Here is a 14720-nt window from a genome sequence, read left to right as displayed (position 1 = left end):
GGCGTCCCCCGGCTCGACGCCGGTCTTCCTGAGCACGCCCGTTTCCCGACGGGGCGGCGCGGAACACGGTGATTGAAATGCTGTGAATGTTGGATTTGGGAGGGGTCGTGCAGTGCTACGACTGTCTCGCCGCGGACCGTACGACCGTGGCGGCAGCGGTATGCGTCTCGTGCGGTGCGGGGTTGTGCGCGGAACACGTGCGCGAAGAGAACAGGGAGGTCCGCCAGGTGGTCGGGATGGGCAAGGCCACCCATGATCCTCCCGCCCGCAGACTCCTCTGCGCGGCCTGCTCTTTCGCGGTACACCGGGTTTCGACGGAGGACCAGCCCTGAGGCCGGTACTCCGGTGCCACGGAGTTCGATGCACCGTCCGCCCTCGACGGCGCGGTCGGGGGCGGACCAGGCCATGACCCCGGAACGGACGAAGTCGGCGCCTGCCGGAGAGTCGAGCGGCCATGAGACCGGCCTCCAGGGCGGCAGGGCCTTGGTCTCCGGCCCCTCCGGCCGGAGTGCCCCAAGCGGCGCGCTCCCGCACGGTCAAGTGACCGAAGCGGGCAGCACCCAGGTCGCCCCTGGTCCCGGCCCAGGTCCTGGTCCTGCTTCCCGCTCGGGGCCGCTCGATACGGAGCCCCGGCGGCTCGGTCCTCCAGCGTCAGGGGCGCGACGATCAGGCGACGCGCCCGCCGCCGTCCTCGGACTCTTCCTCTTCGTCGGGCAGATGGACGTCATGGACGGCGATGTTCACCTCCACGACTTCCAGACCGGTCATGTTCTCCACCGCCTGGATGATGTTGGCGCGTACGTCCCCGGCGGTGTCGACGATGGAGGCGCCGTACTCGACGATGACGTCCAGGTCCACAGCCGCCTGACGCTCACCCACCTCGACGCTGACCCCCCGGGTGATGTCGCCGCTTCCGCCGGGGACGCGTTCTTTCACTGCCCCGAACGCCCTGGCCACTCCTCCGCCGAGGTTGTGGATCTCGGGGATCTCGCGAGCGGCCATGCCCGCGATCTTGGCTACGACCTTGTCCGCGACTGTGGTGTCCCCTCGTATCCCGGGAGGAGCATCGGTGCCCCTGCGGCCTTTCAGCGTCGTCCCCTTCTCGCCCGCCTCGTTGCGGGATCTCGTCCCCGCGTCGGCGCTGGTGCGGTCTGTGGTCTCCGGCATGGCGGTCACCTTCCGCTCTCAGAGCTGGTGTGTGAACGGTGCAATCCCTTCAAACTCTAGGCCAGTCGGTCTTAATCGGAAAAAGATGACCAGGCGGGCGGTCCGTGTGCGTCTGCGGGGAGGGCTTGCTGGTTGGAGAGGGCGAGGGCCAGTGCTCCGGCGGCCGTCGGGTGCAGCGGGGCGCGGTCCGCCGGCCCTTGGACGTACGGCTGGGCACTGCACAGGCGGTGTCCCTCGAAGTCCGGCTTCACCGTGGTGAAGCCCGCGGCCTCGGCTCCCTGGCGCAGGACGGTGTTGAGGGCGGCCAGTCGTGAGCTCAGCACCTCTGCTTTGCGCCGGGTGAGACCTTCGTCGCTCAGGCAGCCGACGTCCGGGCCGAAGGGATCGTAGTACTCGTTGACCAGCACCGACGGGTGCTGGGGGAGGGCGCCCAGACGGCGCAGAAGCGTGCGGTAGTCCAGGGCGAAGCGGGCGAGGCGGTTCTGGAAAAAGGCCGTTGAGGCGCGGTCGTCGCACGACGGAGAGATGGCGCACAGCTGGACCAGGTCCGACCAGCGCACGTCGTTGGCCCCGACACTGACCATGACGGCGAACGCCTCGGTGGCTCGCTGGGCCTGGGCGAACTGCGGTGGGGCCACCCGTTCTCCGAGGATCTGTACACCCAGGACGCCGTCACGGACCGTGGCGCCGGAGCAGGCGAGGTTGAGCACCTTCCAGTCGTTGGCACGGGCCAGCGCCTCGGGGTACGAGTCCGCACTGCGCTGACATGCCCGGTCGAGGTCGCTGGGGTCGGGCAGGGGGCGATTGCCGGTGCCCGCGGCGGTCGAGTCTCCCAGGGCCACCGCCCGCACCTCGCCCAGGGGCGGGCCTTCGGCCCTGGGTACCGGGGCCGAGGGGCTGGCGCCGACGAGATCTCGCAGCGACCGTACCTCGCGCAGCACCTGCGGGGTGTCCGAGGCCAGCAGGTGGAGACCGACGGTGTTGACCGCGGTGACCAGGGCCAGGCCGGTGGCCAGGACCAGGACGGTCCTGCCGGGCGGTATGCGGCGCAGGCCCGTCCAGGCGAGCAGCGGAAGCGCAACCAGCCCGGCGGCCACCGCGGTCTGCCAGGCGCCGTAGCGGATCCAGCCCGACGCCAGCTTCCGTCCCACCTCAAGGGTGAGCCGTTGGTGATCGCCGGACCGCAGCAGGCGAGCCACCTCCGCGTCCTCCTTGATGCGGGTCAGCTCCAGCCGGGGTCTGATCGGCCCTTCGAAGTGCGGTCTTGTCGGGAGCGTCTGGCCGAACAGATCGAGCCGGCCGGGGCCGGACAGGCTCCAGCCGAGCGGGGCGGCGCCCACGCGCACCGTCTGGCCGGCCGCGGACACCGGTTGCAACGGGGTGATCCGCACAGCCAGCCACACCGCGGCCAGCGCCAGCCCCGAAAGCCCCAAGGCGTACCAAGCGATGATCACTACCCTGTGTCGCCGCCGACCGGGCTCGCGCCGGGCCGGTCGTTGCCGCCTCGGTTTCACCGGTCCTGTCCCGGTGCCGCCGGCGCGGTGCCGGGTCTCGGCCGTCGCACCGGCGCAACCGTCATTCCGGCGAAGGGGATGTCAGTCCCGGTGCGTCGGTGGCCTCGTCGTCGACGTACGTGGGGATCTGGGAGTGCACCTGCAGGGCGATCTCGCCGGCGCGTTCGAAGCGGAGGGTGATCCACACGTAGTCCCCGCCCCGGATCTGTCGGCGCACATCTCTGAGCAGCAGGTGTGTGCTTCCCCTCTCCAGTTCGACGAGTTTGCCGGAGGGGAGTGCGACCGGCCCTCGTTCGGCGCCCTCGGCGTTCACGATGTCGACGGACCGGGCGACGGTCGTCTCCGCGCCGAGCAGCCTGTCGGTGCGCTGCCCCTGGTTGAACAACCAAACGTAGAAGGGGGCGTCGTCCCCCGTCTCCCACGGGCCGTCCGGGGGCTCGGCGATATGGGCGTAACGAATCAGGACCGGACCGACACGCGCGTTGGCGCCAGGGGGGTTGTAATCGTTGTCCTCACTGCCGCACCCGGTAACGCCCCAGACAGCGGCGAGACAGCCCACCACCATGAGCGTGACCGCCCTGCGCCACGGCTTCGACGTCCTCAGAGCAAGTCTCATGCCATTCCTTCTGGGTCCGGGTGGCACACATCCGATGCTGTCAGGCATGCCACGCCACCACTGTGGCGCTTCAGCCGTTGGTCCGATCGGAGGAACGGGACGGACGGCGACGGGGCGGTGGGCCGTGTGCAGGGATTCACTGCTCACTGAGCCGATGAGCAGCCGGCGCACGCTTCCACCAGCAGGTCGAGGGCCGACACCACCGTCACGTGGACGGCGCATACGATCCACGGCCACAGCGGGAAGACGCGCGTCACCGCGGGGCGGTGACCACCACCGCGTAGCTGCCCACTCCGATGAGGTCGTCGCCCGGAATCTGCTCATCCCCGGTCAGCAGGCGGGAGACGCGTCCTGACTGCTCGTCGAACTCCACGTCCATCACCGTGCCCATCTCGAGCCCCGTTTCGGTCAGAACGGCCTTCCCTACGGGGTCGTGCACGGCGTGGGCGTGATCGCCGGTGTCCATCTCCTTCTCGTCGCGGATGCGGTCGGCCTCCTCGATGGACACCGCGTCCGGTCCGAAGGACTGGACGTCTTCCCAGAGGAGAGCGTGGTGTCCCCGTCCGCGCGTCTTCAGGCGCAGACCGGCGATACGCGACGGTGAAGGGGCGACGGTGCACGCGGCGAGCGTTCCGATGGTCTCGGCCGTCGCCAAGTCCACGACAGCCCTGCCCTGAGCCTTGCTGAGCAGCATCGGTCAGTCCTCCTGCGGCTCGTGCGGGGGATGGTTGCGCAGCCCTTCCACGGCGGCACCGAACCCTTCGAGGTCCCCCGCGCTGTGCTCCGCGGTGGCGTCGGGGACGAGGATGCGTTCACCGGAGACGGTGACGGGGCCGGCGGCGGGCAGGAGAACACGTCGGCGCTCGGCGGTTTCCACCTCGTAGCCCGCCACCGCCGGATTCCGGCCGGTCGCGATGACAGCGTCGGTGACGACTCCCAGCCGTGTGCCGCTGCGGGTCGTGATCGCGACACCCAGTACGTTGACCCCGGCGCGCTCGTCCTCGCCCGGCCCGGCGGCGGTGTCGTCCTCCTCCAGTGCGTTCTCGTCGCGGACCATGACCGCGTGCGGTCCCAGGGCGTGGACGTTCCTCCACAGCAGGGCGCGATGGAGCGGACCCGCCAGCAGGCCGCGGCCGGCGAGGGTGAAGCAACGGATGTCGCCGGTCGAGGAGTCGAAGACGAGGTCCTTGACCTGCCCGATGTCGTCCCCCGCCAGGGTCACCACGGGCTTCTTGGCGATCTCGCCGGCTCGCATGTAGACGGTCATGACGTCCGTCCTCCCCCTTTGCCCGGAGGGCGGCGACCCTGCGCTATCACTCCACCGGACCGGCGCCGCGCCTGCAGCACCGCGACGCAGACGGCGACGGCGGCGAGGACCGCGAGCGCGATGATGAGCCAGCTCCACCATTCCATTTCGGTGCTCCTCTTCCCCCGCACGGTAACCCGTGCGGGCTACTCGTTCAGGATCTCTCCGGACATGTTGGGGTGTCGAGCGGACGGGGACGGCCCTGCGGCGCTAGGCCCCTTCTGATGGATCTCCGCGGCGTCGCGACGCCCGGCACGCCGAGAGCACGCACCGAACGCCGCTCCTTCTCCCGCGGAGATCCATCAGAAGGGGCCTAGGCGTCGTCACGCGGCGGGGAGGGTGAGGGTGCCGTCGTCGTAGTCGACGGTGATCGAGCCGAAGTCGCTGAGCACATCCGAACCGAGCAGGCCCTGAATGCCTTGGCTTCCCCTGGGAGGCCCCAGGTCGATGACCGTGACCTCACCCGGGTCGAGACGTACCTCGCCGACCTCCCACCGGTCCACCCGGGCGACGGGAACCTCCCCCGTGCCGATGACCCCGCTCACCGAGCGTCGCTCGCCGGTGCGTTCCAGGCCCACCCGGTCGGCGACCTCCTCGCCGACGACGCTCGTGGAGGCCCCGGTGTCCAGGGCGAAAGAGAAGGGCCCCCGGCCTTCGATGCTGACCGGGACGAACGCCAGCGTCCTGCCATCCTGCTCCATGACCCGCAGCGGTACCTCGCGCGCGCCCCCCGGAGAAGTCCGCGACGCACCCGGATCGTCGTCCTCGACCAGAACGCAGCCCGCGAGCAACGGTGCGGCCACGAGCGCCGCGAGGAGCCGGCGGGGCCTTCGCCGATGTCTCGCGCCGGACGCTCTCTCGTCCCGCGTGTTCATGCGGCTGGGGTGCCCGCCCGACAGCCGCGCAAACCGGCGTCGGCTGTGGCCGGTATCGAAAACCTGTGTCAGGCGCCTGGCTGGGGGGTAATCCGTCACAAAGGCATGAGGAGGGGGCAAAGGGGAGGGGGCAAAGAGGCAGAGGAGGTAAGAGCGATGCTTCTGCTGGCGCTTCTGCTCGTGCTGGCCACCGGCGCGTTCGCGGTCATCGCCGTCGTGGAGAACTTCTCGGGCGGCCCCGAGTACACGGTGGAGATCTTCGGCAACCAGATCGCGACGCTGACCCCGCCTGGAGTCTTCCTCTCGGGCGTGGCACTGACGCTGATCTTCTGTCTCGGACTGGCGATGCTCTCGGCCGGACAAAAACGGCATCATCGGCACATGCATGAGACCTCCGCATCCCCGTCGGCCAACTGGACGACAGAGGACCGAGAGGGACGACACCCGAAGCCGTCCCGATCAGGCCACCGCCGTCGCGATCGGCACATCTTCGGGCACTGACGTCCTCATCTCGCGCACAGGTGCCACTCAGAGGCTCGGCTGTTGCCGGGGTCCGGGTGGGGTCGAGGAGTCCAGGTGGGACCGACCGGGCGGCGGGACGAACCGGGAGGTGGCTGCTATGCGGGCGACGTTCTCACTGGGCCGTGTGGCCGGTATCCGGGTGGGGGTGCACTGGAGCGTCCTGGTCATCTTCGTCCTGATCCTGCTCGGGCTGGCAAGCGGCAGCTTCCGTGAGGCCCATCCCGACCGCCCGGCGTGGCAGTACTGGCTTGCGTCAGGAGTGACCGCGGCGCTGTTCCTGCTGTCGCTGCTGGCTCATGAGATCAGCCACGCACTGGTGGCCCGTCGCAACGGAGTGGCCGTCGAGGACATCACCCTGTGGCTGCTCGGCGGACTCGCGCGGCTCAGAAGCGAGGCGACCACGCCCGGAGCGGAGCTGCGCATAGCGGGTGTGGGGCCGCTGGTCAGCTTGCTGCTCGGCGGGCTGTTCGCTCTGGCCGCCGGATTGCTGGCCGCGTACTCCGATGCCGGACTCGTGGTGGCGGCGCTGGCCTGGCTCGCGGGGATCAACATCCTGCTGGCCGTCTTCAACACCCTGCCGGCCGCGCCCCTGGACGGCGGCCGGCTGTTGCGAGCGGCGGTGTGGTGGAAAACCGGTAGCCCGCTACGTGCCACCGTGGTGGCCACGGCTGCGGGACGGTTCCTGGGATGGACGCTGGTGGCTCTCGGCCTGTACCTCGTCCTGGTCGGAGCCGTCTTCAGCGGCATCTGGCTGGTGGTCATCGGCTGGTTCGTCATCGCGGTGGCCACGGCGGAGGGCGGCCAGGCGAAACTGCGTGAACTTCTGGGCGGAATCCCGGTGAGGGACGCGATGACGCCCGACCCCGTGACCGTCCCGGCCGCCACCACGATCAGCGAGTTCCTGGCCGACCCCCGTTTCCGCTACCGACACTCGGCCTTCCCCGTCGTCGACGCCGACAACATCGCGGCCGGTCTGGTCACCTTCAAGGGCGCCGACGTGGTCGCCGAGAAGGAACGGCCCTCCATCCCCGTCACCCAGGTGATGGTGCCGGTCGACGACCTGCCGACTCCCCGCCCCGACGACCCGCTCGCCCGGCTGGTTCCCGAGTTGCAGGCCCATCCCGCCCACCGCGCCCTCGTACTGGAAGGCAACCGACTGGCCGGCATCGTCACTTCTTCCGACATCAGCCGCGTCACGTCCTGGCTGAGCTCCTCGTCCTCCTGGCGGAAGCGGACCCTGTGACGGCCGCGGTCCACGGAGAGTCCGACCGTCCTCGTGCTGTCGTGGCCGCCTGGGAGAACCTGGTTGAGCGCGTGTCCGACCTGCTCGCCGGCACACGTCAGTGATCACTGTTGCAGCGACCCCTCGAGAGTGCCTGGCGGCGCGGGGCTTGGCGTAGGCACTGCCTTCGGCGCCGTTTCCAGTTCTCGGACAGTACTGCCGCCCGGTTCGGTACGCGGTGTGCCCGCTGTGGTGGACAGCCAGGACCAGGCCCCGAGGGCCACAGCGATGGCCGCGGCCGTGGCGATCAGCCGACCGAACCGGCGGAACCTGCCACGACCGTCGAGTTCTCGCCACGTCGGTTGTGGATCGTCGGGGTGCCACAGGTCACCGACTGCCTCCGCCCCGCCGTCTGCCGGAGCGTGGGCCGGAGGTGGACCGCAGCGGCCTTCTGGGCCGGTGTCGCGATGGCTGGGATGCCGAGCGCGCGCCCGCTCCCGTGCGGAGGGCTCTTTGAGGGCGGACTCGCGAATGGCTCGCTCGTCGTCCGTCAGGAATCGCAACCAGATTTCGTCGCTGATGGATGGCATGGCATCAGGGTGGTCCGGCGTTCCTTCTCTGTCCGGATCTGGGATGGTCACGTCACCTGTTCCTCCCGGGAAGTGCTGCGTGCTCGCGGCTACTGTCTGTGTGAGGAGGCTGACCGGCGGCTGGAGGGTTGTCCTGTGCCCGACCGGCCGTCGGTCAGCCCCGTGATCCGATCATTGCACAGGGCAAAAACAGATCGCCAGTATGTCTTCGAGAGGAATTCCGCGATCACTGGCGTAGGGCCGGGGTCGGCCGTAGTGGTCGGCGGTGGCGAGACTGCGAAGGGGATGGTCTGGGGGTGGTCTGTCCTGCGGGGTGGAACGACTTTTCGCCGATGTCCGCGTGGTCGCGCTCGCAGAGCCGCCCGGTGTGGTGCGGCAGAAGGATTCGCTTGCCGACGAGGGGGGCAAGTCCCGCTCCCGGCACGTAGATTGGCAGCGTAGGGCCAGTCGGTGCCAACCAGTGCGGGGCCGGGGTGGCGGGGTGTGGTGTCTCTGTCGGGCGTGGCCGCCTTCCGTGCATCGGAAATGACAGCCTTGGGACTCGATTGGGTAAAGGACCCAGGGCGAGAGTCGTCCTCCGGAGCACACCGTTGCATAGCCTAAAGATGGGGAGGGGCGCCTGCAGGAAGTTCGGCGGCTCTCGACAGCCGCGACACTGCAGGAGTACCGCATGACCGACCAGAAGACGCCGTCGAGTTGGACGCTGCTGTCCTGCATGCCGGTCGTGGTGATGGCGGTGGTGGCTGTGGTGGACGTTCTGGCCGGACCTGGTGTCGGATTTCTGCCACTGGTGTCCCTCGGGCCGGCCTTCGCCGGGCTGGTCGGGGGATGGCGCCGTACGGCGGGGTTCGGGCTCGCGGCCCTCGTGTTGTGCATCGCGCTCGGGCTGTACGACGGGCTGTTTGACGAGCGCCGGGGCTACACAGCGCTGGCCTCCGTGGCCGGCGTAACCGGCGTGGGTGTCGCGGCCGCGGTGTCGCGGTCGCGCCGGGAGGCGGAGCTGGCCAGCGTGCGGTCGATCGCGGAGGTCGCCCAGCGGGTGCTCTTGCGGCCCGTACCCCTGACCGCGGGCCCACTGCACGTGGCGGTGTCGTACACCTCGGCGGTCGCCGAGGCGCGGATCGGCGGGGACCTGTACGAGGTGGTGGCCTCCCCGTACGGCGTGCGAGTCATTGTCGGGGACGTCCAGGGCAAGGGCCTGGTCGCAGTGGAGACAGCGGCCGTGGTGCTGGGTGCCTTTCGGGAGGCGGCATACGACGAGCCCGACCTCTCAGGGGTGGGTGAGCGCCTGGAGCGGAGCATGGCCCGGGAGTTGGAGGGGGAGAAGTTCGTCACCGCGATCCTCGCCGAGATCGGAACGGCGCGTGAGGCGGTCTTCCTCAACTACGGGCATCCGGCCCCCATGGTCGTGCGGGGGGACGGCACGGTCGAGTTCCCGGAGCCGCTCGCCTTTGGGCTTCCGCTGGGTCTCGGTGCGCATGCGAGCGAGAGCCCGGCTCCCTATCGGGTGGACTTCGCCCCAGGCGAGCAGTTGCTGCTGTACACCGACGGCGTCACCGAGGCCCGCGACGAGGAGGGCCGCTTCTATCCCGTCGGTGAGCGGGCGCAGCTGTTGGACGACCCGGACGCGCACCGCGCCCTGAAGGCTCTGCGTGAAGATCTTGCACAGCACTCCGTCGGACCGCCTCACGACGATGCCGCGATGCTCCTGCTGCGCTACCACGGTCACGGGGAAGGGAAATCCGTTCCCGCGGCGTGATGGCCCTGCGCGGAACAGGCGCATCGCCGCAGCTCGCCGGCAGTCGGCCCACATGTTCGGCGTCCGTTGCGGGAGCGGCACCTGCCCGCGCTGTGAAGGATCGACACAGCGCGGGCAGGTGCGCGACGGACGGCCGCCGAGAAGGAGCGACGCATCCGCGGCCTGTCCCGTGGCAGCGAGTGACGTGGGACCTCAGCCGAGTTCGGCGAGCAGTGCGTTGCATGCCTGTTCGCAGCTGCGGCAGGCCTCGGCGCAGACGCGGCAGTGATCGTGCATGTCCGCGTGGCTGCCGCACTCCTCCGCGCAAGCCTTGCAGGCGGTGGCGCATGCCTGGAGCACGGCTCGGCTGATGTTCGCGTCGTAGCCGGTGTGACGGGAGAGCACCGATGCCGTGGTGTTGCAGATGTCCGCGCAGTCCATGTTCGTACGGATGCACTTGGTCAGCTCCTCGACCATGCGCTCCGACAGACAGGCGTCCGCACATGCGGTACATGCCTGCGCGCAGGCGATGCACTCCTGGATGCACTGCGCCATTGCCTCGCGGTCCACACCGCCCAGGTCGGCGGGGTAGGTGTCCAGCATTTCCTTCACAGAGGTGGTCATGCTCCATCGCCTCACAGTAGGTCGTGTGCCGTTGGTGCCGCTTTGCCGATGAGCGGGCGGCCGTACTAAGGGCCGGGTTTCACCAGGGCCGGGCCACGAAACGGGTAGCCCGCGTGGGCCGGCTCGATACACGCACATCCCGACCGCCGGCCCGCTTCGCGCCGGGCGGATCCTGACGCGCCCCCCTCGGACGGGGTCGCCACGCGGTGTGCGGCACCCATCCGGCGGCTGTTCGACTGCGGGTCGCGCGGCGAGCGCACAAGATGACCTTTGCATAGGCTAAAGAAGTGGGGGGACTCGTGAGCTCGACCACTCCTCAACAGTTCAGAGGGATCAGCATGAAGCCCGACAGCATCCTCGCTGAACCCATCGAGCAGAGCGACATGCTCTCCTCCGCCGAGCGCATCGATGAACTGGTGTGCGGCGTCGCCGCTCTGCCCCCCGGGCCACAGCGCCAGGTGGCGCGACAAGGAGATCGAGGACCATGCCGCCGCCGAACGGACCATGAAGGAACTCGAAGGCGTCGACGCCGACAACCCGGAGTTCGACCGGCTCATCGGCGAACTGATGACCGAGATCCGCTCCCACGTCCGCGACGAGGAGGACAATCTCTTCCCCCGGCTGCGGGAGGCGACGTCCGAGGAGGAGCTGATGAAGCTGGGGGACAAGGTGCGCCACGCCAAGGAGGCCGCACCCCTCCGCTCCGGACACCCCGCCCGCCAACAAGCTGCTGGCCCCCGGGGCGGGCATGGTCGATCGAGTCAGGGACGCCCTGACCGGCCGCGGAAAGGGGTCCTGACCCGCCCGTCGCGCCCGTCTGACCCCGCCCGGCCAGAGACAACCCCCTGGCTGCGGCGGAGACGCGGCTGCCCGCGCGTCTCGACGGCCCGGGTGGAAGGTTGCTCTTGAGCGCTCCGCGCCGCCCGGACCGCCGCGCACTGCTCCCGCTCGGTGCCGTCGGTGCGGCGGCCACCGGTCTCGTTCTACGGACACGTCACCGGCGGCCGACGGGCGAGCGCCGCCGGTGCGCTGAAGCACTCTCCGCCGCCTGTCGACACCCGGGACCCCATGACGGCAGCCCATGACGCGGCCCCGAGCCCCGTGGATGAGGACCAGGACAGGAAGGAACTCAGCAGGTGGAGGGCACGTGGTCGTTCGGGCTGGCCATCCTGGTCGTCGCGGTGGCCGGCCTTGCGGCCGTGCTCTCCAACCGGCTGAGTGAACGCACGCGCGTCCCGGCCCCGGTGTTCTTCCTGGTGGTCGCGGCCGTCGCGGTCGACGTCTTCCCGTCCCTGCGGCGACTCTCCATGGGAACCGTGCAGGACGTGGTGACCGTCGCCCTGGTGGTGCTGCTGTTCCAGGGTGGTATGGAGATCGGATGGCGGCGCTTCAAGCCGGAGGCGCGGGCCGCCCTCTCGATCGGCGTGCTCGGCACGTTCGCCACCGCCGGGCTGCTCGCCGCCGCCGCGCACTACCTGCTGGGTCTCGACTGGCGGCCGGCCCTGCTGCTGGGCACGGCGCTGGCACCGACCGATCCCGCCGTCGTCTTCTCCGTGCTCGGCCGCCGGAAGATCACCGGCCGGACAGGGACGCTGATGCCCGGCGAGTCGGGCCTCAACGATCCCGTCGGCATCGCCCTGATGGCCGGGCTGCTGGGCACCTCGTCCGGATCGGCTTTCACCACCGCCGGTCACACCGCCGTGCTCTTCGCGCAGGAGATGGCCATCGGCGGGGTCATGGGCTTCGCCGGCGGCTGGGCGCTGAAGTGGTTCATCCAGAAGGTGCCGCTGCCCGCCGAGGGGCTGTACCCGCTGCGCACGCTCGCAGGCGCGTTCGCCGTGTACGGGGTGACCGTGGTCGCGCACGGCTCGGGCTTCCTGGCTGTCTTCCTCGCCGGTGTGCTGCTGGGGGATGTCCGCGCCCCGTACAAGAGGGAGATCGAACGCTTCCACACCGCTCTGGGCAGTCTCGGCGAGATCGTCGCGTTCACGATGCTCGGTCTGACCGTGCCGTTGTGGACCTTCGCCAGGGAAGGGGCGTGGCTGGACGGACTGGTGCTGGCCGTGGTGCTCGCCTTCCTGGTCCGCCCGGTGATCATGGCCGTGTTGCTGTGGCCGATGACCCTGACCGTGGGGGAACGGGCGTTCCTGGCCTTCGCCGGACTCAAGGGGGCCGTGCCGGTCCTGCTCGGCAGCTACATCGTCAGCTCCGGCGCCCCGGACGCCGACCGCCTCTACGACGTCATCTTCGTGGTCGTCGTCTTCTCCGTCCTCGTCCAGGGCTCACTGGTGCCCACGGTGGCCCGGCGGTGCCGGGTGCCGATGCGGTCCGTGGAACTGGAACCGTGGGCACTCGGCGTCCGGCTGCGGGACAAGCCGGAGGGTGTCTCCCGCCATGTGGTCCAGCGGCACTCCACGGCCGAGGGAAGCAGGGTGGACGAGCTCGACATCGGCGAGGACACGTGGATCAGCGTGGTCGTTCGGGAGGGCCGCCTGGTCCCGGTGAGCGGATCCACGCAGCTCCGGGTGGGCGACGAGGTGCTGCTGCTGACCGGTGACGACGACGAACAGTGCGCCGGCCTGTTCACCGACGGCTCCACCTGACTTCTCCGAGGGTGCGCCGGCGCTCGCGGGGTTACTCACCGCCGGCTTCCGAGTGGCAGGCGAGAACAGGGAGGTCTCCCGGGTGGGGCCGGGCTCCTCGGGTCCCACTTGTGCGAGCGGCCGCCTGCCCGGTCGATTCGACCTGGTCCTGCACTTCGCGTGCCGGCCTCCCCGGCCGACTATCTGCGGTTTCCGCTGGAGACCCTCGACGTGGGCAGCACCGGGACCCGCAACGCCTGCAACGGGCCCGCGCGGACGGCGCGCGCTTCGTCCTCGCCTCCACGTCCGAGGTGTACGGCGACCCGTTGGAGCACCCTCAGCACGAGGACTACTGGGGCAACGTGAACCCGATCGGGCCGCGCAGCGTCTATGACGATTCCAAGCGGTTCGCGGAGGTGCTGACCACCGCTCATCGTGCGATGCACGGCACCGGCACGGCCATCGTCCACATCTTCAACACCTACGGTCCGCGCATGCGAACCGGTGACGGCCGTGCCGTGCCCACCTTCATCACGCTAGATATCGGCCTATAAGACCATCTAAGTTGATTTCAGGTGTTTGAGTCAGCTTCATCCCGGCCACTTACACGCACGCAGATCCACGTGCCGAACAGCAGGGAGCGGCCCAGATGCGCATCCTCGGAATCAACGCCCTCTTCCATGATCCCGCAGCCGCGCTCGTCGTCGACGGCCGGATCGGCGACGGCCGGATCGTCGCGGCCGCGGAGGAGGAGCGTTTCAGCCGCCGCAAGCACGGCAAACGGCCCCTTCCGTTCTCCGCGTGGGAACTGCCCGAACTCTCGGCACGCCGGTGCCTTGAGCACGCGGGGCTGCGCCCGGAGGAGCTCGACGCCGTCAGCTACTCCTTCGACCCGGCCCTCGCCCGGCCCGCCGCGCAGATGGGGCTCTCCGACCCCTGGGACCCGCTGCGCCTGGAGTACGCCCGCCGCGCCCCCGAATTCCTGGCCGAGGCCCTTCCCGGGCTCGATCCGGCGAAGGTCGTCTTCGTCCCCCACCACGTCGCCCACGCCTCCTCCGCAGGCCCCGCCTCCCCGCACCCCGACAGCGCCGTGCTCGTCCTCGACGGCCGTGGAGAGGCCGCCTCGCACCTGGCCGGCCGCTTGGACGGCGGACGGCTCGGCACCCTGGCGCTGCCCGACTCCCTCGGCCTGGTCTACGAGGAGCTCACCGAGCACCTCGGCTTCCTGCGCAGCAGCGACGAGTACAAGGTCATGGCCCTCGCCTCCTACGGCACACTCGCCGAGGACCTCTCGGGCACCACCCCCGACACCGCCGGGGTCCAGGGCGTGATCACCGTGCCGCTGCCCGACGAGCGGCCTCCCACGGACTGGGAGCGCGGCACCGCCGGTCTGGCCCGGTCCCGGTGGATCACCGCCGACATGGCCTACCGCACCGATGCCCTGAAGCAGGTCGGCGGCTTCGACGAACGTTTCCGCCGCACCTTCCGCGAGGACGCCGACATCGCCCTGCGCCTGCTGGACGCCGGCCGGCGCGTGCGGCAGGGACGGCGCACCACCCGGCACCCCGTGCGGCCCGCCGACCGCTGGGTGTCCCTGCGGGCCCAGCGGGGCAACGCCGACGATGCCCTGATGCGGCGGCTGCACGGGTCCGACTGGTGGGACAGGGCCGCCGCGCCGCGCGGCCGCATCCGCGCCCACCTCGCCCTGACGGCCGTCGGCACGGCGGCCTGCGCCCTCGCCGCGTCCGGGCACCGGCGGGCCTCCGCGGTCGCGGCGCTCGGCTGGCTCGCGGGGACCGGCGAGTTCACCTGGGCCCGTGTCGGGCCGGGGCCCCGCACCCGCGACGAGGTGATCACCATGAGCGCCACCAGCGTCCTCATCCCGCCGGCCGCGACCTGGCAGCGGCTGAGGGGACAGCGGCGGCACCGGGCCGCCCGGCCCTGGCCGGAGGTGGCGCCATGAA

General features: G+C 70.2%; 13 protein-coding genes and 2 pseudogenes. 8 read left to right on the top strand and 7 right to left on the bottom strand.

Features of this window, described 5'->3' with window-relative positions; translation table 11 throughout:
- Positions 1-86: 86 nt before the first annotated feature.
- The gene (locus QNO09_RS03320; RefSeq protein ID WP_283968493.1) at positions 87-332 is read left to right on the top strand and encodes a DUF2180 family protein; all 246 of its coding nucleotides are present in this window, start codon (positions 87-89) and stop codon (positions 330-332) included.
- A gap of 334 nt (positions 333-666) precedes the next feature.
- On the opposite strand, the gene QNO09_RS03315 is transcribed toward QNO09_RS03320, so the two are convergent.
- The 6 genes from QNO09_RS03315 to QNO09_RS03290 form a co-directional block, all read right to left on the bottom strand.
- Positions 667-1167, bottom strand: a complete 501-nt coding sequence (locus tag QNO09_RS03315) for an Asp23/Gls24 family envelope stress response protein (protein WP_283968492.1) — start codon at positions 1165-1167, stop codon at positions 667-669.
- A 71-nt stretch (positions 1168-1238) separates the two neighbouring features.
- Positions 1239-2621 carry an SGNH/GDSL hydrolase family protein gene (locus tag QNO09_RS03310; RefSeq protein WP_283968491.1) on the bottom strand — a complete coding sequence of 461 codons (1383 nt, stop codon included), beginning with the start codon at positions 2619-2621 and terminating at the stop codon, positions 1239-1241.
- A gap of 121 nt (positions 2622-2742) precedes the next feature.
- Positions 2743-3297 carry a copper chaperone PCu(A)C gene (locus QNO09_RS03305; protein WP_283968490.1) on the bottom strand — a complete coding sequence of 185 codons (555 nt, stop codon included), beginning with the start codon at positions 3295-3297 and terminating at the stop codon, positions 2743-2745.
- Positions 3298-3550: 253 nt separating this feature from the next.
- On the bottom strand, positions 3551-3991 hold the full coding sequence (locus QNO09_RS03300; RefSeq protein WP_283968489.1) for a PRC-barrel domain-containing protein: 441 nt from the start codon (positions 3989-3991) through the stop codon (positions 3551-3553).
- A gap of 3 nt (positions 3992-3994) precedes the next feature.
- Positions 3995-4564: a PRC-barrel domain-containing protein gene (locus QNO09_RS03295; RefSeq protein ID WP_283968488.1), complete on the bottom strand. Its 570-nt coding sequence runs from the start codon at positions 4562-4564 to the stop codon at positions 3995-3997.
- Positions 4565-4926: 362 nt separating this feature from the next.
- A complete protein-coding gene (locus tag QNO09_RS03290) occupies positions 4927-5304 on the bottom strand; it encodes an aspartyl protease family protein (RefSeq protein WP_283968487.1) in 378 nt (125 codons plus the stop codon).
- 330 nt (positions 5305-5634) lie between these two features.
- Between QNO09_RS03290 and QNO09_RS03285 the strand changes: the two genes are divergently transcribed.
- From QNO09_RS03285 to QNO09_RS03275, 3 genes are all read left to right on the top strand, one after another.
- A complete protein-coding gene (locus tag QNO09_RS03285; RefSeq protein WP_283968486.1) occupies positions 5635-5979 on the top strand; it encodes a hypothetical protein in 345 nt (114 codons plus the stop codon).
- A 118-nt stretch (positions 5980-6097) separates the two neighbouring features.
- Positions 6098-7243: a site-2 protease family protein gene (locus QNO09_RS03280; RefSeq protein WP_283968485.1), complete on the top strand. Its 1146-nt coding sequence runs from the start codon at positions 6098-6100 to the stop codon at positions 7241-7243.
- Between the two features lie 1239 nt (positions 7244-8482).
- The gene (locus tag QNO09_RS03275) at positions 8483-9571 is read left to right on the top strand and encodes a PP2C family protein-serine/threonine phosphatase (protein WP_283968484.1); all 1089 of its coding nucleotides are present in this window, start codon (positions 8483-8485) and stop codon (positions 9569-9571) included.
- 192 nt (positions 9572-9763) lie between these two features.
- Here the strand turns inward: QNO09_RS03275 and QNO09_RS03270 are convergent, their stop codons facing one another.
- On the bottom strand, positions 9764-10174 hold the full coding sequence (locus QNO09_RS03270; RefSeq protein ID WP_283968483.1) for a four-helix bundle copper-binding protein: 411 nt from the start codon (positions 10172-10174) through the stop codon (positions 9764-9766).
- 465 nt (positions 10175-10639) lie between these two features.
- Between QNO09_RS03270 and QNO09_RS03265 the strand changes: the two are divergent.
- From QNO09_RS03265 to QNO09_RS03250, 4 genes and pseudogenes are all read left to right on the top strand, one after another.
- Positions 10640-10973 (top strand): annotated as a pseudogene (locus QNO09_RS03265) (hemerythrin domain-containing protein); the annotation flags it as partial.
- A gap of 337 nt (positions 10974-11310) precedes the next feature.
- On the top strand, positions 11311-12777 hold the full coding sequence (locus QNO09_RS03260) for a cation:proton antiporter domain-containing protein (protein WP_283968482.1): 1467 nt from the start codon (positions 11311-11313) through the stop codon (positions 12775-12777).
- 124 nt (positions 12778-12901) lie between these two features.
- Positions 12902-13289, top strand: a pseudogene (locus tag QNO09_RS03255) (GDP-mannose 4,6-dehydratase); the annotation flags it as partial.
- 116 nt (positions 13290-13405) lie between these two features.
- Positions 13406-14719 (top strand): carbamoyltransferase N-terminal domain-containing protein, encoded by a 1314-nt coding sequence (locus QNO09_RS03250; RefSeq protein ID WP_283968481.1) that lies wholly within the window; start codon positions 13406-13408, stop codon positions 14717-14719.
- Position 14720 lies beyond the last annotated feature (1 nt).

The sequence above is a fragment of the Streptomyces sp. 378 genome, from assembly GCF_030124145.1.
GTDB lineage: Bacteria > Actinomycetota > Actinomycetes > Streptomycetales > Streptomycetaceae > Streptomyces.
Note: the sequence above shows the minus strand (reverse complement) of the source record. Positions and strands in the feature narration are given on the sequence as shown.